This window comes from Allobosea sp. UC22_33 (assembly GCF_042700715.1).
Lineage (GTDB): Bacteria > Pseudomonadota > Alphaproteobacteria > Rhizobiales > Beijerinckiaceae > Allobosea.
On sequence record NZ_CP170556.1, the window covers coordinates 1311687 to 1334076 of the forward strand.

The 22390-nt window shown below is 67.6% G+C and carries 22 protein-coding genes and 1 pseudogene; 11 read left to right on the forward strand and 12 right to left on the reverse strand.

Going from position 1 to position 22390, the window contains the following annotated elements; translation table 11 throughout:
• Nucleotides 1-12: 12 nt before the first annotated feature.
• Together speB and ACFJGT_RS06195 are read left to right on the forward strand one after the other, a co-directional pair.
• A pseudogene (gene speB, locus ACFJGT_RS06190) lies at nucleotides 13-1066 on the forward strand (agmatinase).
• Nucleotides 1063-1842, forward strand: coding sequence for a hypothetical protein (locus ACFJGT_RS06195; RefSeq protein ID WP_377846930.1), 780 nt, complete (start codon nucleotides 1063-1065; stop codon nucleotides 1840-1842). The pseudogene speB and the gene ACFJGT_RS06195 overlap by 4 nt, the downstream one beginning before the upstream one ends.
• A gap of 18 nt (nucleotides 1843-1860) precedes the next feature.
• Here the strand turns inward: ACFJGT_RS06195 and ACFJGT_RS06200 are convergent, their stop codons facing one another.
• Complete coding sequence (locus ACFJGT_RS06200; protein WP_377846932.1) at nucleotides 1861-2535, reverse strand: hypothetical protein; 675 nt, start codon at nucleotides 2533-2535, stop codon at nucleotides 1861-1863.
• A gap of 269 nt (nucleotides 2536-2804) precedes the next feature.
• On the opposite strand from ACFJGT_RS06200, the gene ACFJGT_RS06205 reads away from it, so the two are divergent.
• The 4 genes from ACFJGT_RS06205 to ACFJGT_RS06220 all read left to right on the forward strand — a co-directional run bounded on the left by ACFJGT_RS06205 (nucleotide 2805) and on the right by ACFJGT_RS06220 (nucleotide 6394).
• Nucleotides 2805-3917: an MFS transporter gene (locus ACFJGT_RS06205; RefSeq protein ID WP_377848934.1), complete on the forward strand. Its 1113-nt coding sequence runs from the start codon at nucleotides 2805-2807 to the stop codon at nucleotides 3915-3917.
• Between the two features lie 203 nt (nucleotides 3918-4120).
• Complete coding sequence (locus ACFJGT_RS06210; RefSeq protein WP_377846934.1) at nucleotides 4121-4894, forward strand: transporter substrate-binding domain-containing protein; 774 nt, start codon at nucleotides 4121-4123, stop codon at nucleotides 4892-4894.
• A gap of 76 nt (nucleotides 4895-4970) precedes the next feature.
• On the forward strand, nucleotides 4971-5681 hold the full coding sequence (locus ACFJGT_RS06215) for an ABC transporter permease (RefSeq protein ID WP_377846936.1): 711 nt from the start codon (nucleotides 4971-4973) through the stop codon (nucleotides 5679-5681).
• Complete coding sequence (locus ACFJGT_RS06220; RefSeq protein ID WP_377846938.1) at nucleotides 5678-6394, forward strand: ABC transporter permease; 717 nt, start codon at nucleotides 5678-5680, stop codon at nucleotides 6392-6394. The genes ACFJGT_RS06215 and ACFJGT_RS06220 overlap by 4 nt, the downstream gene beginning before the upstream one ends.
• Nucleotides 6395-6401: 7 nt before the next feature.
• Here the strand turns inward: ACFJGT_RS06220 and map are convergent, their stop codons facing one another.
• Entirely contained in the window at nucleotides 6402-7154 is a 753-nt protein-coding gene (gene map / locus ACFJGT_RS06225) for a type I methionyl aminopeptidase (protein ID WP_377846940.1), read from the reverse strand.
• Nucleotides 7155-7287: 133 nt separating this feature from the next.
• Between map and ACFJGT_RS06230 the strand changes: the two genes are divergently transcribed.
• A complete protein-coding gene (locus ACFJGT_RS06230; RefSeq protein WP_377846942.1) occupies nucleotides 7288-8154 on the forward strand; it encodes an NAD(P)-dependent oxidoreductase in 867 nt (288 codons plus the stop codon).
• Nucleotides 8155-8201: 47 nt separating this feature from the next.
• Here the strand turns inward: ACFJGT_RS06230 and ACFJGT_RS06235 are convergent, their stop codons facing one another.
• From ACFJGT_RS06235 to solA, 3 genes are read right to left on the reverse strand one after another with little or no spacing between them, the layout of a single operon-like run.
• Entirely contained in the window at nucleotides 8202-9440 is a 1239-nt protein-coding gene (locus ACFJGT_RS06235) for an MFS transporter (protein WP_377846944.1), read from the reverse strand.
• Nucleotides 9437-10339 (reverse strand): DMT family transporter, encoded by a 903-nt coding sequence (locus tag ACFJGT_RS06240; protein WP_377846946.1) that lies wholly within the window; start codon nucleotides 10337-10339, stop codon nucleotides 9437-9439. The genes ACFJGT_RS06235 and ACFJGT_RS06240 overlap by 4 nt, the downstream gene beginning before the upstream one ends.
• Nucleotides 10340-10364: 25 nt before the next feature.
• A complete protein-coding gene (gene solA, locus ACFJGT_RS06245) occupies nucleotides 10365-11504 on the reverse strand; it encodes an N-methyl-L-tryptophan oxidase (RefSeq protein WP_377846948.1) in 1140 nt (379 codons plus the stop codon).
• A 206-nt stretch (nucleotides 11505-11710) separates the two neighbouring features.
• Between solA and ACFJGT_RS06250 the strand changes: the two genes are divergently transcribed.
• Complete coding sequence (locus ACFJGT_RS06250; protein ID WP_377846950.1) at nucleotides 11711-13429, forward strand: methyl-accepting chemotaxis protein; 1719 nt, start codon at nucleotides 11711-11713, stop codon at nucleotides 13427-13429.
• A 177-nt stretch (nucleotides 13430-13606) separates the two neighbouring features.
• Here ACFJGT_RS06250 and ACFJGT_RS06255 read toward each other — a convergent pair whose 3' ends face one another.
• The 4 genes from ACFJGT_RS06255 to moaA all read right to left on the reverse strand — a co-directional run bounded on the left by ACFJGT_RS06255 (nucleotide 13607) and on the right by moaA (nucleotide 17531).
• The gene (locus tag ACFJGT_RS06255; RefSeq protein ID WP_377846952.1) at nucleotides 13607-14371 is read right to left on the reverse strand and encodes a hypothetical protein; all 765 of its coding nucleotides are present in this window, start codon (nucleotides 14369-14371) and stop codon (nucleotides 13607-13609) included.
• A 10-nt stretch (nucleotides 14372-14381) separates the two neighbouring features.
• The gene (locus ACFJGT_RS06260; protein WP_377846954.1) at nucleotides 14382-15851 is read right to left on the reverse strand and encodes a hypothetical protein; all 1470 of its coding nucleotides are present in this window, start codon (nucleotides 15849-15851) and stop codon (nucleotides 14382-14384) included.
• Nucleotides 15841-16440, reverse strand: a complete 600-nt coding sequence (locus ACFJGT_RS06265; protein WP_377846956.1) for a hypothetical protein — start codon at nucleotides 16438-16440, stop codon at nucleotides 15841-15843. The genes ACFJGT_RS06260 and ACFJGT_RS06265 overlap by 11 nt, the downstream gene beginning before the upstream one ends.
• 77 nt (nucleotides 16441-16517) lie before the next feature.
• Nucleotides 16518-17531, reverse strand: a complete 1014-nt coding sequence (gene moaA / locus ACFJGT_RS06270; RefSeq protein WP_377848935.1) for a GTP 3',8-cyclase MoaA — start codon at nucleotides 17529-17531, stop codon at nucleotides 16518-16520.
• Nucleotides 17532-17691: 160 nt separating this feature from the next.
• Between moaA and ACFJGT_RS06275 the strand changes: the two genes are divergently transcribed.
• A complete protein-coding gene (locus tag ACFJGT_RS06275; protein WP_377846958.1) occupies nucleotides 17692-18054 on the forward strand; it encodes a gamma-butyrobetaine hydroxylase-like domain-containing protein in 363 nt (120 codons plus the stop codon).
• 86 nt (nucleotides 18055-18140) lie between these two features.
• Here the strand turns inward: ACFJGT_RS06275 and ACFJGT_RS06280 are convergent, their stop codons facing one another.
• The 3 genes from ACFJGT_RS06280 to ACFJGT_RS06290 form a co-directional block, all read right to left on the reverse strand.
• A complete protein-coding gene (locus ACFJGT_RS06280; RefSeq protein WP_377846960.1) occupies nucleotides 18141-18995 on the reverse strand; it encodes a hypothetical protein in 855 nt (284 codons plus the stop codon).
• 102 nt (nucleotides 18996-19097) lie between these two features.
• Nucleotides 19098-19676 (reverse strand): L,D-transpeptidase, encoded by a 579-nt coding sequence (locus ACFJGT_RS06285; protein ID WP_377846963.1) that lies wholly within the window; start codon nucleotides 19674-19676, stop codon nucleotides 19098-19100.
• A 178-nt stretch (nucleotides 19677-19854) separates the two neighbouring features.
• The gene (locus tag ACFJGT_RS06290; protein WP_377846965.1) at nucleotides 19855-20784 is read right to left on the reverse strand and encodes a lytic transglycosylase domain-containing protein; all 930 of its coding nucleotides are present in this window, start codon (nucleotides 20782-20784) and stop codon (nucleotides 19855-19857) included.
• Between the two features lie 150 nt (nucleotides 20785-20934).
• Between ACFJGT_RS06290 and ACFJGT_RS06295 the strand changes: the two genes are divergently transcribed.
• Nucleotides 20935-21993: a hypothetical protein gene (locus ACFJGT_RS06295; RefSeq protein WP_377846967.1), complete on the forward strand. Its 1059-nt coding sequence runs from the start codon at nucleotides 20935-20937 to the stop codon at nucleotides 21991-21993.
• A gap of 176 nt (nucleotides 21994-22169) precedes the next feature.
• Nucleotides 22170-22376, forward strand: a complete 207-nt coding sequence (locus tag ACFJGT_RS06300) for a hypothetical protein (protein ID WP_377846970.1) — start codon at nucleotides 22170-22172, stop codon at nucleotides 22374-22376.
• The last annotated feature ends 14 nt before the right edge of the window (nucleotides 22377-22390 follow it).

Consider the following 22390-nt stretch of genomic DNA (forward strand, 5'->3'; position numbering starts at 1 on the left):
GCGGAGGCCGGCATGGATCACGACAAGCTCGCGAAGCTGCGGCAGCGTTATGCCGGTGCCGGGGGCGGCGATATTCACGATCCGCATTTCGCCAGGGTGGCAGCGGCCCAGTTCACCGGCGACAAGCGCAAATGGCCCTTCGCCGATGTCGCGACCTTCCTCGGTGCGCCCTATCGCCCCGATGCCCTGACCGCGCCCGGCCTCGGCGGACTCGATGTCGCGATCATCGGCGTGCCGATGGATCTCGGCGTCACCAACCGCGCCGGCGCCCGTCTCGGCCCGCGCGCCGTCCGCGCCATCGAGCGCATGGGGCCGATGGACCATGCGCTGGGCACCGCGCCCTTCACCATGCTCAAGGCCGCCGATATCGGCGACGTGCCCTTCCGCTCGCGCTATTCGCTGGAGAGCTGCCACGAGGATATCGAGGCGACCTTCCGGGCGATCGTCGAGGCCGGCGTCTCGCCGCTCGCCGTCGGCGGCGATCATTCGATCACCTATTCGATCCTGAAGGCGGTTGGTGCGAAGCGTCCGGTCGGCATGGTCCATATCGACGCCCATTGCGACACCTCCGGCCCCTATGAGGGTTCGAAGTTCCACCATGGCGGCCCGTTCCGTCAGGCCGTGCTCGACGGCGTGCTCGACCCCGAGCGCGTGATCCAGATCGGCATCCGCGGCGGCGCCGAATATCTCTGGGAGTTCTCCTACGAGTTCCGGCATGACCGTGATCCATGCCAACGAGGTCGACGATCTCGGCTTGGACGCCGTGATCGCCAAGGCGCTCGCCGTGATCGGCGACGGGCCGACCTATGTCTCCTTCGATGTCGATTCGCTCGATCCGGGCTTCGCGCCGGGTACGGGGACGCCGGAAGTCGGGGGCTTGAGTCCGCGCGAGGCGCTGGCAATCCTGCGGGCGCTGAAGGGACGCGACATCGTCGCCGCAGATGTCGTAGAAGTCGCCCCGCAATATGACGCGACCAGCAATACGGCGCAGTGCGCGGCGCAGGTGCTTTTCACCGAGCTCTGCCTGCTGGCCGAAGCGCGCGCCGCGGGAAAAGGAAGACCATGATTCGGATTCGATCGATCGCGCGGGTTGCCGCGCTGGGCGCGCTCTGCCTGCTGGCCCCCGCTGCCCGCGCCGAGGTGCCGGCCAATGGCAAGGCCTATCTGGACGCGGCCTACGCCTCCGTCGAATCGCTGTTCAAGCTGTATGACGGCAAGCCCAGCCTGCCGCGCCTGTCGGACCCGGTCGACGGCAAGGTTCTGGCCGATGTCTGGAACGTTTCGGCCATCCTCGGCACGCCGCCCTACGGTGCCGGCGATATGGAGACGCTGCTCGATTTCGTGAAGAAGCAGACCAGCATCCTGCAGGCCTATGCGTTGTTCTCGCCGCAGCCGGGCCGGAAGGCCCCGGACCAGGCGGCGAATGCCGTCGAGTTTCAAGATGAACTGACCCGGACGCGCGTCTTCCTGCTCCAGGCCGCGGGCGGTGCCCTGTCGGCGATCAACGATTTCGCCGTCAAGCTGAACGACCAGGACAAGACCGAGGAGCGCGCGCGCGGCCTGCGGGAGATGCGACTTGGCCTTCTGGAGATCGTCGTCGGCTCGGCGCTGGCGCTGCGCAGCCCCGAGCTGCGCGATGCGAATCGCCTGTTGATCGCACAGGCCTTCGCCGCGAATGCCGCCGGCATCGCCAGCGCTCTCGCTCCGCCGGATCGTAGCGCGCTGGTATCGGCCCTCCAGGCGGTCCGCCCGACTTTGAAGCCGGAAGCGCAGAAGGCGATCTCGGATTTCGCCACGGCCGTGACGGCCGCTCCCTGCGAGACCTTCTGCCTCGTCAACTGAGCGGGGAATCGTCCTCTTTCAGGGGCGCCTCGCCAGCCAGATCACATGGCGCGCGCCGCCGCCGGTACGGCGGGCACGGGCGGTCACCTCCTCGGTGGCGAAGCCAGCCTGGCGCAAGCGCCGCGTGAAACCATGGTCCGGGCCCGAGGACCAGACTGCCAGGATGCCGCCGGGCCTGAGAGCGGCCTTGGCGGCGTGCAGCCCTGCCGCTCCGTAGAGCTGGTCGTTGCCGGCGACGGTCAGTCCTTCCGGGCCATTGTCGACATCGAGCAGGATGGCGTCGTGGCGTTCCTGGCCGTTGGCGATCGCCGCGGCGACGTCGGTGACGTTCACCCTGACGCGCGGATCGTCGAGGCAGCCGGCGAAGACCGGAGCCATCGGCCCGCGTGCCCATGCGACGACCGCGGGGATCAGCTCGGCCACCTCGACCTCGGCATCATCGGGCAGATGGGCCAGCGCGCCCCGCAGCGTGAAGCCCATGCCCAGCCCGCCGATCAGGATGTGAGGCTGCCTGCGCCCTCCCAGCCTGTCGCAGACCAATGTCGCCAGAGCCTCTTCCGAGCCGCTGAGGCGGCTGTTCATCAGCTCGTTGCTGCCGAGCATGATCGAGAATTCGGTGCCGCGCTGCTTCAGCCGGAGGTCGCCGCTGCCATCCGGCAAGGCTGCGGTATCGAGGGTGGTCCAGGGTATCACGTCGCTCTCGCTTGTCCGGGGAGCCGCCTTATAGCGCATTCGGCCCGAACCATCGGCAGCCAAAATGGTATGCGCTGATTGCATGAAATCTCGCCATGCACGTCGTTGATCGTTCGACGATGCATGGCTATTTCATGTTGCGTCGCAGCATTGTCGCTGCCCTTCCGTGAAGGCCCGTTATGACGCTCGCCGCGAATGATCGCAGCCTGGACGTGTCCGCGTCCTCCCATGCGCCTGTCTCCGCAGGGCTCGTGCTGTTCGCGCTCGCCATGGGCGGCTTCGCCATTGGCACCACCGAATTCGCGACGATGAGCCTGCTGCCGTATTTCTCGGTCGGTCTCGGCATCGACGAGCCGACGGCGGGCCATGTCATCAGCATCTATGCGTTGGGCGTCGTTGTCGGCGCGCCGCTGATCGCCGTGCTGGCGGCCCGGATTCCGCGCCGCACGCTGCTGATTGGCCTGATGGGCCTCTTCGCGCTCGGCAACGCCCTAAGCGCGCTGGCACCGACCTATCACTGGATGCTGGCCTTCCGCTTCCTGAGCGGCCTGCCGCATGGCGCCTATTTCGGTGTTGCGGCGCTGGTCGCGGCCTCGCTTTCGGCGCCGAATCGCCGGGCGCAGTCGGTGGCGCGCGTCATGCTCGGCCTGACGGTCGCGACCATCCTCGGCGTGCCCGCCGCGAGCTGGATGGGGCAGGTGCTGGGCTGGCGCACGGGCTTCGCGATCGTCGCCGGCCTCGCGCTGCTGACGGTCGCCCTGATCGCTCTGTTCGCGCCGCGCGACACGGTGCAGCCGGGCGCGAGCCCGTTGCGGGAACTCGGAGCACTGAAGCGCAGGCAGGTCTGGCTGACGCTGGCGACCGGCGCGATCGGCTTCGGCGGCCTCTTCGCCGTCTACACCTATGTCGCCTCGACGCTGATGGCGGTGACCGGGGTCTCGCCGGCGCTGGTCCCGGTCGTGCTGGCGATCTTCGGCCTGGGGTTGACGGTCGGCACGCTCGTTGCCGGCTGGGCCGCCGATCGTGCGCTCGTTCCCGCGACCGCAGGCATGCTGCTCTGGAGCGCCTTCTGGCTGGCGGTCTTTCCCTTCGCGGCCGGGAACATCTGGGCAGTCTCGCTGGTCATCTTCATGATCGGCAGCGGCGGCGGGCTCGGCGCCATGCTGCAGACCCGCCTCATGGACGTCGCCGACGACGCCCAGACTTTGGCAGCGGCGCTCAACCACAGTGCCTTCAACACGGCCAATGCGCTCGGCCCCTGGCTCGGCGGCATGGCGATCGCTGCCGGCTACGGCTGGACCTCGACCGGCTGGGTCGGTGCGGCGCTGGCGCTGGGCGGCCTCGCGATCTGGATCGTCGCGGTTCTCGACGCGCGCCGCTGAACCTGATGGCGGGGCCCTTCCGGCCCGCCCATCACCTCTGCTTCTTTGGTCGTGCCCCGGTCATCGCCGGTCGTTTGGGCGTGCAAGCCGCGAAAAGCTGCATCGCTCCCTCTTGCGAGCGGGGTGAAACTGCGCCCAATCTGTCGCGACAGAACCGGACCGGGACAACAGCAAGACCGGCCGGCTGAATCTGCGGAGGTCCCATGAAGAGTTTCGTTCGTTTCATCGCGGCGGCGGCGTTGACGGTTGTCGGTGCGACAGGGGCGCTCGCCCAGGCCAAGGAGTGGAAGGAAATCCGGATCGGCACCGAAGGCGCCTATCCGCCCTACAACAACCTGAACGCCAAGAAGGAGCTCGAGGGCTTCGAGATCGATTACGGCAACCTGCTCTGCGAGAAGATGAAGGTGAAATGCACCTGGGTCGTGCAGGACTGGGACGGCATCATCCCGGCGCTGCAGGCCAACAAGTATGACGTCATCTTCGCCGGCATGAACGCGACCGATGAGCGCAAGAAGCAGGTCGACTTCACCTCGGTCTACAGCAAGACCCCGATCTGGGTGATCGGCCCGAAGAGCACGAAGTCCGACGACATCTCGCCGGCCGCGCTCAAGGGCAAGTCGATCGGCGCGCAGGGCTCGACGATCCACGCCAATTATGTCGAGAAGTTCTACAAGGACTCGACGGCGCGTCTCTACCCGACCCAGGAAGAGGCCAATCTCGACCTGCTCAACGGCCGCCTCGACTACATCGTCGCCGACGCGCTCGCGCTTGCCGATTTCCTCAAGGGGAAGGGTAAGGATTGCTGCAAGAAGATCGCCGAGGTGACCCGCGATAATGCCATCCACGGCCCCGGCGTCGCCGGCGCGGTCCGCAAGTCGGACGTGGCGCTGAGGGACATGATCAGCAAGGCCATCGCCGAGACCATGGCCGACGGCTCGCACAAGAAGCTCGAGGACAAGTGGTTCAAGTACGAGTGAGCTGACTTTAGCTGACGCTTACCCGCCGGCCGCCTGAAGGCCGGCGGGTTTCATGTCCTCGCGTGCCGGCCCTCCCATGTTCGACAAATTCGCTCTGCTTGGCTTCGGGGCCGGCGGTTGGGGCTTGGCCCTGCTGCAAGGCGCTGCCAACACAATCTCGGTCGCCCTTGCGACCCTGCCGTTCGGCCTGGCGCTCGGCCTCGTCATCGCGCTGTGGAAGCGCTCCGACTCTGTGATCCTGCGGGCGCTGGCGACGATCTACACCACCGTCTTCCGCGGTGTGCCGGAGCTGCTCACACTCTACATCATCTATTTCGGCATCCAGGTGCTCCTGCAGAAGGTCTGGACCGGCTTCTCGATCCCGCCTTTCGTCGCCGGCATGGTCGCGCTCGGCCTCGTGCTCGCCGCCTTCTCCAGCGAGGTCTGGGTCGGTGCGCTGAATTCGATCCAGAAGGGCCAGCGCGAGGCGGCTTCGGCTCTCGGCCTGTCGAAGGCGCAGGCTTTCCGCCTCGTCGTCTTCCCGCAACTGATCCGCGTCGCGCTGCCCGGCCTCGGCAATAACTGGATGGTGCTGCTGAAGGAGACTTCGCTGATCTCGGTGATCACGCTGCAGGACATCATGTTCATCGCGACGCGGGCCAATGTCGTGACCAAGGAGCCGTTCCTGTTCTTCGGTACGGCGATGCTGCTCTATTTCTTCTTCTCGCTGATCTCCGCCTGGGGCATCGACAAGCTCGAACAGCGCACCAATCGCGGCCAGGCCGCCTTCGGCGGAGCGACGCGATGAACTGGTGCGAATATCCCGGTTATCTCGTCGGCAGCGAGGTCCTGCAGAATTACGGCTGCCGCATGGCGAGCGGCCTCTGGGTCACCTTCGAGCTGGTGGCGATCTCGGTTGCCATCGGCTTCGTGCTGGCCCTCGGCCTCGCCGTCACCAGGCTCTACGGCCCACGCTGGGCACGGATGGCGGTCAGCGGCTACACCACCTTCCTGCGCGGGACGCCGCTGCTCTGCCAGCTCTTCCTGGTCTATTACGGGCTCGGCCAGTTCCGCGAGTTCTGGCAGGATACTGGCCTGTGGTGGTTCTTCCGCGAGCCGTTCTATTGCGCGGCCTTCACCTTCACGATCAACACCGCCGCCTATCAGGCCGAGATCCTGCGCGGCGCCATCCAGTCGGTCCCGCGCGGCCAGTTCGAGGGCGCGCTGTCGCTCGGCCTGCATCGCTGGGCGACGCTGCGCCTCGTCGTGCTGCCGCAGGCGATGATCCTGGCGTTGCGCCCGCTCGGCAACGAATTGATCGTGATGATCAAGTCGAGTGCCATCGTCTCGCTGGTGACGCTGTTCGACCTGATGGGCGCGACCCGGCTCGCCTTCGCCCGCTCCTTCGATCTCTCGATCTATCTCTATGCGGCCCTGATCTACCTTGTGCTGGTCGAGATCATCCGGCGCATCTGGGATCGGCTCGAAATCAGGCTGAGCCGGCACATGGCGTTGCGCTGACCCAGCCTCAGCCGGGCAGGGTCAGCACCACCGCGCCGCGCGGCGTCGCGACGACGGTATGCTCGTACTGAACGGTGGGCGCACAAGGGTCGCTGTAGAGCGTCCAGCGATCCTCCCCTGCATTCTCCGCCCAGTCCGCGCCCAGCGAGAGGAACGGCTCGACGGTGAAGACGAGCCCGTTCGTCATCGTCCGGCGCTCGCTGCGATCGGGCCATGTCGCGATCTCCGTCGGTTCCTCGTGGAGCGAGCGGCCGACGCCATGGCTCGCGAGATTGCGCACCAGCGTATAGCCGTTCTTCTCGGCGAAGCGCCCGACCGCCTGGCCGATGCCGGCGAGCGGCTTGCCGGCGCCGACCTGCCCGATGCCGGCCCAGAGCGCACGCCGGCCGTCGCGGCAGAGCCGCTCCAGCTTCGGCCTGACCGGCGGCACGGCGAAGGACGCGCCGGTATCGCCGAAGAAGCCGTTCTTCTCGGCGGAGACGTCGATATTGATCAGATCGCCCGCAAGGATGCGCCGCGCGCCGGGAATGCCGTGGGCGATCTCCTCGTTGACGCTGATGCAGGTCGCGCCGGGGAATTCATAGGCGAGTTCCGGGGCAGGGCGCGCACCATGGCGTTCGAGATAGTCTCGGCCGATCGTGTCGAGCTCGGCCGTGGTCATGCCGGGCTCGATCGCCTTGCCCATGGCTGCGAGCGCGCGTGCCACGATGCCGCCGATCTCCTTCAGCGCCTGCAGTTCGTCGTCGTTGGATATGGTCATGGGCCGGAGCTAAGCCGCTGCTGCTCCAGCCGCAAGGGAAAAGCCGCATGGGCGGATGGCGTGCAATCGCCTTTCCCGCCCGGCGCCTGCGCGCTAAAGCGTGAACATCTTCGGAGAAAAGCGGGAGCTCGGCATGGCCAAAGTCGCATTCATCGGTCTCGGCGTGATGGGGTTCCCCATGGCCGGCCATCTCAAGGCCAAGGGGCATGAGGTCACCGTCTACAACCGCAATCCGACGAAAGCGCAGGAATGGGTCTCGCGCCATGGCGGCGTCTCGGCGCCGACCCCGGCCGATGCTGCCAAGGGCCAGGAGATCGTCTTCTGCTGCGTCGGCAACGATGACGACCTGCGCTCGGTGACGACGGGTGAGAACGGCGCCTTCGCCGGCATGGAGAAGGGCGCGGTCTTCGTCGACCACACCACGGCTTCCGCCAATGTCGCGCGCGAGCTCTACGAAGCCGCCAAGCAGGGCGGCTTCGGCTTCGTCGATGCGCCCGTCTCCGGCGGGCAGGCCGGCGCCGAGAACGGCGTGCTGACCGTGATGTGCGGCGGTGAGCCCGAGACCTATGCCCGCGTCGAGCCGGTGATCGCGAGCTTCGCCCGCATGTGCAAGCTGATGGGCCCGGCCGGCTCCGGCCAGCTCACCAAGATGGTCAACCAGATCTGCATCGCCGGCCTCGTCCAGGGCCTGTCGGAGGGCGTGCATTTCGCCAAGCGCGCCGGGCTCGATGTCGAGACCATGCTGGAGGTCATCTCCAAGGGCGCCGCGGGCTCCTGGCAGATGGAGAACCGCGGCAAGACGATGAACCAGAACAAGTTCGATTTCGGCTTCGCCGTCGACTGGATGCGCAAGGATCTCGGCATCGTTCTCGACGAAGCCCGCCGCAACGGCGCGCAGCTCCCGGTCACGGCGCTGGTCGACCAGTTCTATGCCGAGGTCCAGAAGATGGGCGGCAAGCGCTGGGATACGTCGAGCCTGATCGCCCGCCTCGAAGGCTGAGGGCGCGGCGGACGAAACCGCCTTCGCTTCGGGCAGAGGCACCCCTGTCATTCCGGGTTCTTCGCTCCGCGAAGCCCCGGAATGACAGGCGAGTTGCTTATGTTGCCTACGGCCGCTTTTTCACGAAGCAGACGGCGACCAAACCCATCGTTGTCAGAAGCCAGACGAACAGGTTCATCGATTGCGGCCAGAGCGTTACGAGCCAGCTGATCAGCACGGTGAGCGCCGCACTGAAGCCGAGCTGGGTCGCGCCCAATAGCCCTGCCGCAGAGCCTGCCAGTTCCGGGCGGGCCGAGAGCGCCTCGGCCGTCGCGCCTGGGATCGTCATGCCGTTGCCGATCGCGTTCACCGCCAACGGCAGGAACAATGCGAGTGGCGACCACCAGGGCGAGAACGCCAGGGCGAGCGCGGCTGCGGTCCCGAAGAAGGAGATCACCAGGCCACGGTGCACCATCGTCTGCGTGCCGACGCGCACCGCCAGCCGCGACATCGCGAAGTTGCCGATCATGTAGCCCAGCGCATTCAGGATGAAATAGGCGCCGTAGACATCCGAGCCGCGCCCCATCGTCTCGACGACGATATAGGGCGTCGCCGCGATGAAGACGAAGAAAGGCGGATGAGGCCGACGATCCCACCACGACGTTGAGCATGAAGTCACGGTTGCGCACGAGTTCCGGAAAGACGCCGAAGACGCCGAGCAGCGAGCTCTGCTGGCCGAGATTGGGCGCCGTCTCCGGCAGGCGCGCGAGCGTGAAGGCGAGCACGGCAGCGCCGAACAGCGTCATGAACCAGAAGATCGCGCGCCAACCGAAGGCGGTTTCGATCTGGCCGCCGAGCCAGGGTGCGAGCATCGGCGCCACCACCATCACCATCGTGACGGTGGCGATCTGGCTCGCGGCATGATCGCGGTCGGCGGTGTCGCGGATGATGGCGCGTGACAGCGCGAAAACGGCGCCGCCGCCGGCGCCCTCCAGCACCCGCGCGAGCAGCAGGATATGCGTGGTGGGGGCGAGCGCACCGAGCACGGAGCCCAGCACGAACAAGGCGGTGCCGGCATTGACGCAGGGGCGGCGGCCGAAACGGTCCGAGAGCGGCCCGATCACGAGCTGCGTCACGGCGACCGCCACGAGGAACAGCGTCAGCGTGAGCTGGATCGTGGCATAGTTCGAGGCGAAATGCCGGGCGAGCGCGGGCGTCGCCGGGGCGAGCAGGTTGAGCGCGATCGGCTGCAGCGCCGAGATCGCGACGAGGATGGCGAGCGTGGGCTTGATCGCAGCCGCCGTCACGCCGCGCGCTTTCGGGTGAGCTTCAGGTTGGAATCGGGTCGCACGCGCTGCCGATGCATGGTGTAGAGCCCGCTGCCGACGATGAGCGCGACGCCGATGAAGGCGTAGAGATCCGGCACGTCGCCCCAGACGGCATAGCCCAGCACGGTGGCGAAGACGACGATGGCGTAGCGATATTGCGAGATCACGCCGACATCGGTGCGCCGGAAGGCGCCGATGATGAAGAAGGTGCCGGCCGTGACCAGGATGGCGGCGAGCGCGACATAGAGGGTCTCGATGCGCCAGATCGGCAGCCACTGTTCGGTGACGCCATAGGCGAGGGCGACGCCGCCGACGAGGACGGTCGTTGTCAGCGACACCACGGTCGAGGGCACGTCGTCGCCGATGGTGCGGGTCGTCAGGTCCCGGCCGGCGACAAGAATGGCGCTGATGACGGCGACGATGGCCGCAGCATTGAAGGATTCGGCGCCGGGGCGGACCACGAACAGCACGCCGACGAAGCCGACGGCCAGCGCCACCACCCGGCGCCAGCCGACGCGTTCCATGCCGAGCAGCACCGCCAGAGCGACGATGAGCAGTGGGGAAGCCATGTTGATCGCGGTGAGATTGGCGAGCGGCATGAGGCCGAGCGACCAGCCGAAGGTCAGCGCGCCGAAGGCCTCGATGATGCCGCGTTGCAGCACGCGGGGGCGGAACGCCAGGCGCAGCCGGTCACCCTCCCGTGCTGCGAAGACCAGCGCGAAACCGATCACCACCGCGAAACAGGCCCGCAGCGCGATCGCCTGCCCGGCCGGGTAGGCTTCGCGCGCGAGCTTCATGAACACGTCGTTGATGACGAAGAGCGACATCGCCGCGAGCATGAAGATGATGCCGCGGCGGTTTTCGGCTGCACTGGCCAAGAGATGGAATCCAGTTCGGGAGGCTTCAAGCCGGCAGGCGCGACAGGGAGAACGGCTTCAGGTCGAACGGCGACTGTCCGACGGTCGAGAGATCGGCGAGGACCTCGCCGATCGCGCTCGCGAACTTGAAGCCATGGCCCGAGCAGGCCGAGGCGAAGACGGCCTGCGGCACGCCCGGCACGGTGTCGATGATGAAGCCCTCGTCCGGCGAGACCGTGTAGACGCAGCCCTTCACCGTCAGCGGTTCGCCGGCGGCATCGGGAATGTAGCGCGCCAGGCATTCGCGGATGCGCGCGACCTGGGTTGCGCTCGGTGTGCGGTCGGGCTCGCGCGGGTCCATCGGCTCCCGCCCGAAATGCGGCCCGCCGAGCTTGAAGCCGGGATGCTCGTAGAGCGGGAAGCCGTAGAAATTGCCTTCCTCGACGCTGAGGATGAAGACCGGGAAGGCGCCTTCGCGGAACAGCTCCGGCCGGCGCGTCGTGAACCAGCCGATCGCCTGCTTCACCGTGTTGACCTGCTGCGCCAGCGCCGGCACCGCATCCGCGATCCAGCCGCCGGAGGTGATGACGAGACGCCCGGCGGAATAGGTGCCGCGTTCGGTGCGCACGATCACGCCGCCCTGCGCCGTCGGTGTCCAGTCCAGCATCGGCTCGTTGGTGCGGATCTCGGCACCGCGCGATTGCGCCAGCCCGACATGGGCATAGATCGCCTTCTCGGAAGCGACGAAGCCTCCGTCGGGCTGCCACAGGCCGATATGCCCTTCCGGCAGCTGGAAGGCCGGGAAGCGCCGTGTCACCTCCGCGCCTTCGAGGACTTCATGCGTCAGCCCGTGGTCGAGGCAGGATTGCAGCGAGGATTCGACCGGTCCGCTGCCTTTCGGGGCGAGGTCGAGCGAGCCCGTGACATGGAGCAGCTTCATGCCGGCCTGCTCGCCGGTCTGTGCCCAGAGCTCATGCGCCCGCTTGACGATCGGCACGTAATGCGAGCCCTCGAAATAGGCGAGGCGGATGATCCGGGTGAGGCCGTGGGACGAGCCCATCGCATGGCCGAGATCGAAGCGCTCGAGCCCGAGCACCCTGAGCCCGCGCTGGGCAAGATGCCAGCAGGCGGCCGACCCCATGGCGCCGACGCCGGCGACGATGACGTCATAGCTGTGCTGGCTCATGGCTGCCCGTCCCGGTGGCGCGTGAGTCCCAGCCATACAGGGGCTGGCGGCGGGGGTCCAATGCGTCTCCGGCAAGGGCGTCGTGCGGCAGCGTAGAAGCTTTTGTTAACGGCACGGGACCATAACCGGACACGAGCTTGACCTATGGTGAGACTGGGTAAGGGATGCAGGGCAGGATTCGACGCTGGCTAGGCGCCCGAGATGCGGTGGAAGAGATCCCCGCGGCGCCGCCGGTGGCAGAAGCCGCCTCCCGGGCGGAAGTCCTGCCCTATGACGCGTCTGCGCACGACGCCGTCAACGATATCGAGCGCGACATCCTGCTCGCGATGCAGCGGCTGACGAAGGAGTTGGGCGAGGTCGAGCAGCGCTCGGCCGAATCCGAGAGTGGTTCGCGCACCATCCTCGAGAATGCCGGCAGCATGCGCAGGGCCGTCGGCGCCGCCAGCGAGAACGCGTCCGCGCTCGCCGCCGCGACCCATCAGGTCTCGCAGGCGGCCGAGCAGGTCGACGGCGCCATGGTCAGCGTCCGCGACAAGCTCGACGCCGCCGTGTCGCGCGCCGGCGAGGCGGCGCTGATGCTGGACGGCCTCGCCATCGCGACCGGCGAGATCAGGGGCATCGTCGATTCGATCGCCGAGATCGCCCGCCAGACCAATCTCCTGGCGCTCAACGCGGCGATCGAGGCCGCCCGTGCTGGCGAGGCCGGGCGCGGCTTCGGCGTCGTCGCGCATGAGGTGAAGTCCCTGGCGGTGGAAGTCAGCGACGCCGTCGGTCATATCCGCGAGCGCGTCGATCGCCTGACCCGTGCTGCCCAGGGCTCGACCGGCATCGTCAAGGACACCTTGCAGATTGTGCGGGACGTCAATCCGATCATGGCGACGATCGGGCGCGCTTCGCAGGAACAGGCGAGCTCGACTGCCGAGCTCTCCCGGAATGCCCGGGAAACGGCCCTCTTCGTCGAGGGCGTTGCGCGCCGCGCCGACGAGATCGACCGCATCGCGCATGAAACGGTCGCGGAGAACGAGCGCGCGCGTCGGGCCACACAGAAGGGCAGCCGCCTGGTCGGCAACATGCTCCGGCGCTTCAAGCCCGTGCTGCGCCATTCGGCCTTCGCGGACCGGCGCCGTTTCGACCGCTTTCCGACGGCGCGCAGCGCTCATCTCGTTGTCGGCAGTGCCGATGTGTCCGGCCGGCTGGTCGATCTCGGCCGGGGCGGGGCCTTGCTGGCCGGCCAGCATCAGGCCCGGTTGCCGATCGGTGGCGCCGGCACGGTCACGATCGAAGGCCTGCCGCCGCTGCCTTGCCGCATGACCGGTGCCAGCGAGCACGGCCTGCACCTTGCCTTTGCTGGAGACGCTGCTGCGGGATGCGGCGAACTGGCGGGTATGATCGAGGAGATCGAGCGTTCCTGGCGCCCGCTGATCGAGCGCGCCCAGGATTTCGCGCGCGAGACCGCGGCCGCGATGGAAGATGCCATCGACCGAGGGCTGCTCTCCGAGGACGATCTGTTCGATCTCCGCTATGTGCCGGTCGCCGAAATCGAGCCCCGGCAATATCTGAGCCCGAGCCTGCCGGCTCTCGACGCTGTCCTGCCGCCTTTGCTCGCCGGCGCACTCGCCGCCGACCGCCGGCTGGTTTTCGCTCTGCCAAGCGACCGCAACGGCTATGTGCCGGTTCACCATGCCGCTTGGTCCCAGCCGCCACGCCCCGGCGATCCCGCCTGGAACGCGGCTCACGCCCGCAACCGGCGGATCGTCGATAGCCGTGCGGGCTTGAGCGCCGGGCGCTCGATCCGGCCCTTCCTGATCCAGCTCAGCCGGCACGAGCACGAGGATGGCCGCAGCGAATTGCTGAGCGAGGTCAACGCACCGCTGCGCGTCCGCGGTCGCCATTGGGGCGGGGTGCGGATGGCTTATCGGCTTTGACGGAGCCTCGGCGCGCTTGAAGCCCCGAGCGGCCTGTCATCCCGGACGCGCTGCGGCACGCAGTGCCGCTGCGCAGATGCGGGATCGTCCTCAGGAGGAGGCGCCTTCTCGTCGCGCGGTCCCGTGTCTGCGCAGCAGCGTTACACGCTGCAGCGCGCACGGGATGACAGCGCTACCCTACAGCCGATCCCAATTCACATTGATGGCGAGCTTCTGAAACGCCTGCTTCCACAGCGCCGCCGCCTGTTCCAGCCGCGCCGCGTCATACACGCCCTGGACCTGATGCACGCTCAGCTCCCAGCCCGCCGCGCCTGAATCCTGCCAGACCTTGCCGAGCAGCCGCCGCAGGCGCTCGGGATCGCGCGCGCCGGCCGCATTGCCGAACATCGTGAACTGGTTCGAGTTCTGCAGCATGTCCGAGACGAGCAGGATCTTGCGGTCCCCGGTCGGAACGCGGTTCTCGCGGCGTGAGGCGACATCGCCGATGGCTTCGACGATCGGCGACTGGTTGCCCTTGCCGGGCTGGGTCAGCACGGTCAGAGCCTCGTCGAGCGGGCGGCCGAATTTCTCGACCCATTTGACGTATTCGCGCCGCGGATTGCCGATCAGCTCGCTCGCCGTCTTGCCGGGATTGCAGAGCGAGACGAGCGAGGGAAAACCGGGCTCGAACACGTCGTTGAAGACATAGATCGACAGCATGCGGTCGGTCGGCAACTCGTCGCCAACCTGCTTCACCAGCGCCTTCAATCGCTTCGCCTGCACCTCGCTCCACGGGTCGCTCTTGTCGACGAGGATCAGCGTATGCCCGACGGGCCCGGTCTTCGGGCACAGCGTCTCCTGGTCGCGCGGGGGGCCGCGCAGCAGGGAAGGCGCCGCGAAGAAGCCGACGAGGCCAAGTCCGGCGAGCACGGAAGCGACGATCGCCCAGTTCTCGGTCTTCATGATCAGCTCATTAGCGCTTCATTGCGGCGAAATCCTCCGCCGCCTGCTTCTGGGCCGCCTCGTCCTGCTCGAAGGCCTCGCGCCCGGCCTGCACCGCCCGGAGCTTCACCTGCTCGATCTCGCCGGCGAGATCGATGCCGCGCAGCAGCACCAGCCGATCCCGGAGCTTGGCCTCGATCAGCGCCGGCATGCTGGTAAGCTGCTGCTCGAAATCGTCGATCTGGCGCCGTGTCGCGACATATTCCGGCAGCTCCGCCGGCTGGTCGATCTCGGCCAGGTTGAGCGACTGCGTGAAATAGGCAGGGGCGAGGTCGGTGCGCACCCTGAGATTGGCCTCGCGATACTGCATCATCGCCGCGTCCTTGGCCGCGCGCAGCTGCCCCAGCCGCGAGAGGTAGAGGTCGCGCGCCTTCTCTGCGGCAGCCTTCACGCCCTGCAGCTTGCCGAGCTCGTCGCGGCAATCCTCGCGGAAACCGTCGAACTGGGTGCGGATCGCCTCCAGCTCCGGCAGCAATTCGGCATCGAGCCGGCGCCGCTCCTCCTCGACCGCGCTCCAGCGCTGGCGCCAGCGCTTATAGGCGGTGGCATGGCCCGGATAGGTGCCGAAGGCGGTATAGCCCTTGCTCGCCGAGACGAAGGCGACGAGGCAGCCGATGATGACGAGCGCCACCGACTTGATGTCGTAGATCGCGAAAGGATTTTCCATCATGCGCGGCATGACCTGGAAGGAGCGCGCGTCGGGATTGGCGATCAGCATCTCGCGGTAATGCCCGACCGCGAGGTTGAACAGCACGATCAGCCCGATCATCCCGGCATAGGCCGGCAGCGCCCAGAACAGGTGCGAGCTCTTCACATGCTGGCAATAGCGCGCCGGGCCGACCCCCATGAAGAAGCCGAGCGCGACGTTGAGCGCCGAGATGATGACGGCGGTCGCCGCGCCGCCGACAAGGCCGAAATCGCTCGCCTCGGCGAAGAAGTTGCCGTTGAGCAGGCTCTCGATCACCAGCGGCACGATCAGGAAGAACAGGATGAACTGCCACTTGTCGATCTTCGGATCGGCCCGGCGTTTGTTCTCGTAGTTGAAGAAGGCGTATTCGCGCTTGGCCCTGAGCGCGTCGTAGACGCGCTGCTCCAATTCGCCGCCATGCTTGCTCAGCATCGCGCGCATCGTCGCCTCGACGCCGCGTACCCGGCCCTCGAAGCGCTGCTGCGTGAACAACTCGCGCCGGCTGACGATCTCGGCCTGGATGGCGTTGAGACTGGCGGCAGCCTCCTGCCGCAGCGTGGCGAAATGCTCGCGTGCCCGCGCGATCAGCGTCTGCTCGGTCTGCGAGAGCATCGTCGCATGGGCCGGCGGCTGGTTCTCTACGGCGTCGCTCGCGCCGTGATGCCCGGCCTTGACCGACTCCGCCAGGTGGTGAGCGGTCGGAGCAGGCGTCATGCGCACGGCCCGCAAGGCTGCGCCCTCGTCATTCGCCATGGGCGGCTCGCATCAGGACATGGCGGGCGTCGACGATATCGGCCCAGAAGTCGCGGAAACCCGGATAGGCCGGGCGCAGATAGGCGCGCTTGAACCAGATCGTCAGCGCCACGAGCCCGCAGAGACCAAGGGTCGGCAAGATCGCGCCCGCAAGAGCCGGCATTCCCTCGGCAGCCAGATGCGAGGCCATCGATGCCAGTCCAAGCGCGCTCGCGATGGCCAGCAAGGCCAGAACGCAGTGCCGCCCGGTGTCGTAGGCGAGCTGCAGGGCTGCGGTCATGATGATGATGGCCAAGGCCGCGCAGAGTTCGAGCACGGCCAGCCCCGCCACGGTGGCCGCGATACCGGCGATGATCCCGGTCGGCGAGGCCGGCGAGAGCACGGTGAAAACGCTGCGCCCCGAGGACCAGGCCAGGAACAGGCAGAACAGCAGCGTCGCAAGAAGCAGCATGGCGATGAGGGGAAGGGCGCGCCGAAGATTCGCGGCCATGATGGCAAGCCGCGCCGCATGGGTCTGCCTGATGGCGCCATTGATCGCGCTCGCGGCGGCCTTGATCCGGCCTGCCATCGCCCTGAACTGTGACCGCATGCAACTCCACCCGTCGCCGGGACGGTGACCGCATTCCGCCGAAGGGTCAAGCGAGCGCCGCCCGCCTACCGGCCGGCTCAGCCGCCGGTGACGCTCATGTGCCGCCCGACGGCGGGGCCGTTATGGCGGCGGTCGATGATGAAATCGTGCCCCTTCGGCTTACGCGCGATCGCCTCGTCCATGGCGTGGAAGAGCAGGGCATCGTCCTGAGAGGCCCGGACCGGCGCGCGCAGGTCGGCGGCATCCTCCTGGCCGAGGCACATGTAGAGCGTGCCGGTGCAGGTCAGGCGTACGCGGTTGCAGCTTTCGCAGAAATTATGGGTCAGCGGCGTAATGAAGCCGACGAGCCCGCCGGTCTCCTTGACGCGGACATAGCGCGCCGGCCCGCCGGTGCGGTAGGGGTCGTCGACCAGCGTGTACTTGTCCATCAGGCGCCCGCGCACCACCGAGAGCGGCAGATACTGGTCGACGCGGCCGGCCTCGATCTCGCCCATCGGCATGACCTCGATCAGGGTCAGGTCCATGCCGAGCCCGTGCGACCACAGCATCAGATGCTCGATCTCGTCGTCGTTGACGCCCTTCAGCGCCACCGCATTGATCTTGACCCGCATGCCGGCCTTGCGCGCTGCCTCAACGCCGTCGAGCACGACCTTGAGGTCGCCCCGGCGGGTGATCTCGCGGAACTTGTCGGGGTCGAGCGTGTCGATCGAGACATTGATACGGCGCACGCCATAGCCGGCGAGTTCGGCGGCATAGCGATGCAGCAGCGAGCCGTTGGTGGTCAGCGTCAATTCGTCGAGCGCGCCGGAGGTGAGGTGGCGCGAGAGCGAGCGGAACAGGCTCATGATGTCGCGACGGACCAAAGGCTCGCCGCCGGTCAGGCGCAATTTGCGGGTGCCGCGCGCGATGAAGGCGCTGGAGATCCGATCGAGCTCCTCGAGCGTGAGCAATTCCTTGCGCGGCAGGAACTTCATGTCCTCGGACATGCAATAGACGCAGCGGAAATCGCAGCGATCCGTCACCGAGATGCGCAGATAGGAAATCTTGCGGCCGAACGGGTCGACCAGGGGCGCCCGCGTCAGCGGCTTCATGTCGTCGAGCAGCACGTCTGCCTCACGTTCCCGCATTGTGGAGCGGCCGGTCCGCGCCGGATGCGGGCGCGCCTTCACATTGCTATAGCATGACATTGGCACTGCGCCCGTGAAGGTCAAGCACCTCTCGAAGACAGCCTGCGAAGGACGAATACCGCCCATGTCATCCTGGCCGACCGAATTGCGCCTGTCCAAGGACCGCCGGACCCTGCATGTCGCCTTCGAGGATGGCGTAAGCTTCGCGCTCTCGGCCGAGCTTCTGCGCGTGGAAAGCCCGTCCGCCGAGGTTCAGGGCCACCATCCCAGCCAGAAGACCATCGTGCCCGGCAAGGCCGCGGTCGAGATCCTCCGGGTCGAGCCGGTCGGCCACTACGCGGTCAGGCTCGGCTTCGACGACATGCACGACACCGGCATCTATGCCTGGGACTATCTGCGCGAGCTTGGCGAGCAGGGGGAGGAGAAGATGCGGGTTTATGTCGCGGCCCTTGCCGAGAAGGGACTGTCGCGCGAGCGGAAGCGCTGAGCCTTTCCCTTCAGGTCACGGCACGGCGCTCGTCGCGGGGCCAGCCCGGCAGCTTAATCCAGACACCGCGGCAGCGTCCAAGACGCTTATGAAGCGACGCCCAGCCGCGCGATCACGAGGTTGGCCGGCTCGAAGCACATCAGCCGCTTCCATTCGTGCAGGCCCGGCGAGCCGTGCTCCATGGCGCCATACATGAACCAGCGCAGCCCCTTAGTTTCCGGCGCCTGCCGGTCCAGCAGCCAGCGGGCGGCCTCGAGGAACAGGAGCTTCATCGCGCCGGACCGGAGATAGTCGCCGTGGCACATGATGTCGTGCGTGCGGCAAAGTTCTCCGACGCGCCGCAGCGAAAGATGGGCAATCAGCCGTGGACCGCTCTCCTCCTGCACGAAGGCGCCCCAGGCCATCGTCCAATGGCTGGAGCAGGGCGGCGGCGATGGCGCTTCTCCTGTATCGGCGGCGGCCGGCCTCGCCTGGAACCAGGCACTGAGCACCGGCCCGCCCGAGCGAAAGCGCTTGGAGGCTCCGATGGCCGCGATGCTCGCCATGTAGCTCTCGGGGCGGATCGGCGCGCAGGTGATGCCGAGCCGCGCCGCCTTCTTTGCCGCCCGCGGGACATTGCCGTGGGAACGCTTGGAGACGGCGCGCAGATAGGCGTCCGCCGTGGGGTATCGCTCCATGTCGAGGACCATGGCCGTCGGCACGCCCCAGCGCCGGAAGCCCGGTCGCGGGGCGTTGCGGCCGTGAAACCGGATGGCATCCTCGACGATGAGCCCGCAGAGCGGATGGTCGCAGCGGTCAGGCGCCTCGGGATGGATATGGGCGACCGGCAGGACGGCGCCAGGCAGAAGGTCGAAATCCCGCAGCCGCGACTTGCGCGCAGCCGATTGCCAGGGTTCCAGCAGGTGATGCAGCCGGCTGGTGAGGAAGCGGGCAAGCGTCATGGGATCGACGTTCCGGGCAGGGGTGGCTTTTGCCACCGGGCGGGTTGGTCCAACGAAAAAGGCCGGCGTCGCCGCCGGCCTCGTTCCAACCCTGCGTTCCGCTCAGCGAGCGACCACGACGCGGGTGCCGACCTTGGCGCGCTCGTAGAGATCGATGACGTCGTCGTTGAGCATGCGGATGCAGCCCGAGGAGACCGCCTGGCCGATCGTCTCCGGCTCGTTCGAGCCGTGGATGCGGTAGAGGGTCGAGCCGAGATAGAGCGCGCGCGCGCCCATCGGATTGTCAGGGCCGCCCGGCATGAAGCGCGGCAGGTCGGGGCGGCGCTTCAGCATCTGCGCCGGCGGCGTCCAGGTCGGCCATTCCTGCTTGCGCGAAATGGTCTGGGTGCCCGCCCAGTCGAAGCCGGGGCGGCCGACGCCGACGCCGTAGCGAACGGCCTTACCGTCCGACATCACGAAATAGAGGCGCCGTTCGGTCGAATCGATCACGATCGTACCCGGCTTGTGCTTGGTCGGGTAGTCGACGATTTCACGCGGAATGGCTGTGGCCTGCGCCTTTGCGGGGTCCACGTACTGGACCAGCGGCTGGCGGGTCAGAGGATCGATTTCGGCTCGGGCGGCGGAGCCCAGAGCGAGCAGGCCAAGGCCGGCGAGCAAGGCCAGGCGGGTGGAGCGGATCATCGGAGGGACCTCGGGCGGATCGGGACGGCTGGTCGCGAAAATGACGCAGAAAAGTCAACGTCTCCTCAACGTCCTGTCAGCTTCCCCAGGGTCGTGCAATCCAGCTGCAATCACATCGCCGGGAGCGATCGAGCTTTGCCGTGCTGCGTTGCGCGCATGCAACATCGGGCGCTGGTCGTCAGCTCCTCAGCACGACGCAGGCGCCACGATCGGCCTGGATGCGCCGGCATAAGGCGATGGCCTCGGCGCGCGTCGCGGCCGGCAGCCGCACCCGGTAGAAGGCGCGCGTGCCGCGGCTGCGCAGCCGCGTCCCGATCACCATCGGCGGCAGCGCCCCGATGATCGTGCGATGGCGGGCGCCGGCCCGCTGGAAGGTGGCGAGCGCTCGCGCCTTCGAGAAATTGCCGGCAAGCTGGACACCCCAGGGCGCGAAGGGCGCTTCCGCGATCGCCGGCAGGGCAGGGCGCGACTGCCGGATCGCGACCAGCGTCGGCGCACAGCTCGCTTGCGCATCCTTATCGCGCGTTGCCGATGGGATCGGTGGCGAGCGCCCGTCGCCATTGGCGCGGTCGGTCGCCTCGTCGGCCCAGTCCTCGGCCGTCCGGCCGGTAATGGCGAACACGTAATTCTCGGTCTCGCTCGGCAGGAAGCGTGCCTGCCCGGCCTTGCGCGCCGCGAGCCAGCCCGCGACGCGGTTGGGCCCGCCATTATAGGCGGCGGCTGCGAGCCCCCAGTTGCCGAAGCGGTCGCGCAATTCAGCCAGGAAATGAGCTGCCTTGGGCACCGCCTGCTCGGGGTCGAACGGGTCGATGAGCCCGCGCTCGCGCGCCGTGCCCGGCATGAACTGGGCGACGCCCTGCGCGCCGGCCGGGCTGGTGACGCCGGGCCGGAAACTCGATTCCTGGAAGATCAGTCGGGTCAGGAAAGCGGCGGGCAGGCCTTGCGCTTTCGCCGCGTCGTCGATCAGGCGGCACAGCGCGTCCTGGATTCCTGACGATGCCGGCATCGGCTCCTCCGCGGCCTGCGCAGGGCATGACAGGGCGAAGGCGAGCAGCAGCGCTGCAAGCCCTTGCGGCAGGTGAATCGAACGGCGAAGGCGGCCCGGCATCATCCGTCCTCTCTGCCATGTTCGAATGCCTGCGGCCATGCAGCGCGCCTTTCGCGTTGTGACGAGGCGCCGGCCTGTGCGAAGAGGACGCCGCGCAGCCGCCGGCTCTTGGAGCGGCTGCGCCTCGGTTCGTCGGAGCGGAAGGCCGGAATGGCGAAGGCCTGGATTCAGTGGTCGCGATGGTTCCTGGCGGCGGCGGCGGTCGTCGCCGGCCTGCTCTTCGCCTTCGTCGCGGTGCTCGATCCCTTCGGCATGCGTGTTCATGCCGGGCAGGCGCCGCGGCCAATCATGGATATCAACCAGCGCTTCATGTATCCGCAGCTCGTCCGCTCCGGGCGCTTCGACGCGGCGGTTGTCGGCACCTCGACGATGCGCCTGCTGGATCCGGACGTTCTGTCGCGCGGCCTCGACGCCCGCTTCGTCAACCTCGCGATGAATGCGGCGACGCCCTGGGAGCAGGTGCAGATGGCGCAGCTCTTCCGCGAGCATGTCCGGGCGCCGAAGCGTTTGATCTGGGGCATCGACACGACCTGGTGCGAGGCCGATGCGACCGACGCGGCCAAGCGCCTGACGCCGCGGCCGGTGCCGGCCTGGCTCTCCCGCGAGGTCGCCTGGGGCGACTGGCCGAAGCTCCTCAACCTGACCAATCTGGAGATCGCCGGCCGGCTCATGGCCTATCGGCTCGGCTGGTCGCGCGAGCGCATCCGCGGCGACGGCTACGAGGTCTTCACGCCGCCGGAAGCGAGCTACGACCTCGCCCGGGCGCGCGGCCACATCTATGCGGGCCATGGCGGCGTGGTTGCCGACCTGACACCTCTGTCGCCGCCGGCCGCCATCGCGGCGGCCGAAAGCGCGGGCTGGCGTTTCCCGGCCCTGTCATGGCTGGAGGAGAGCATTGCCGCCTTCCCGAAGACGACGCAGGTGATGCTGGTGCTGCCGCCTGCCCATCTCGCCGCCTATCCGCGCGAGGGCTCGGCCGGCTCGCAGCGTTATGCCCGGTGCAAGGCCGATATCACCGCACTGGCCCGCCGCCATGGCGCGACGGTCGTCGACTATGCCCATGCCTCGCCGATCACGACGCAGGATGGCAATTACTGGGATCCGCTGCATTTCCGCCTGCCGATCGCGGCCCGCTTCGGCGAGGAACTCGCGCGCATCGGCAAGGGCGATGCGCCATCGCCCGATGGGGCGGCGATTGTTTCGCGCTGAAGGAGTGGCCGGCCGCGTCCAGAAGTGCCTACGTCGCCTTCTGCGACAGGCACATACGCTCGTGGACCTTTTGCGTTGGGGCAAGTCGCTTAGTAATGGAGCATCATGGGGACGCGCTGGCCGCAATGCCGCGTTCCTCTCGACAGAACTCCCGCAACACAGGACCGAAGCCGATCATGCCGAAGCTCTGCAAATTCACCTCGCCAGCCGACGGGAAGCCCGTTTACGTCAATCCTCAGCAGGTGGCGGTGGTCTACCAGTTCAAGGGCGCGCCGGCTGACACGATCATCGCCTTCGGGAAGGATTTCCTGCTCGGCGTGAAGGAGAGTGTCGACGAGGTCGTGGCGAGCCTGGAGCGAGCAGCGTCGGACAAGGCCGAGTGAGGCCGGGCGCAGCA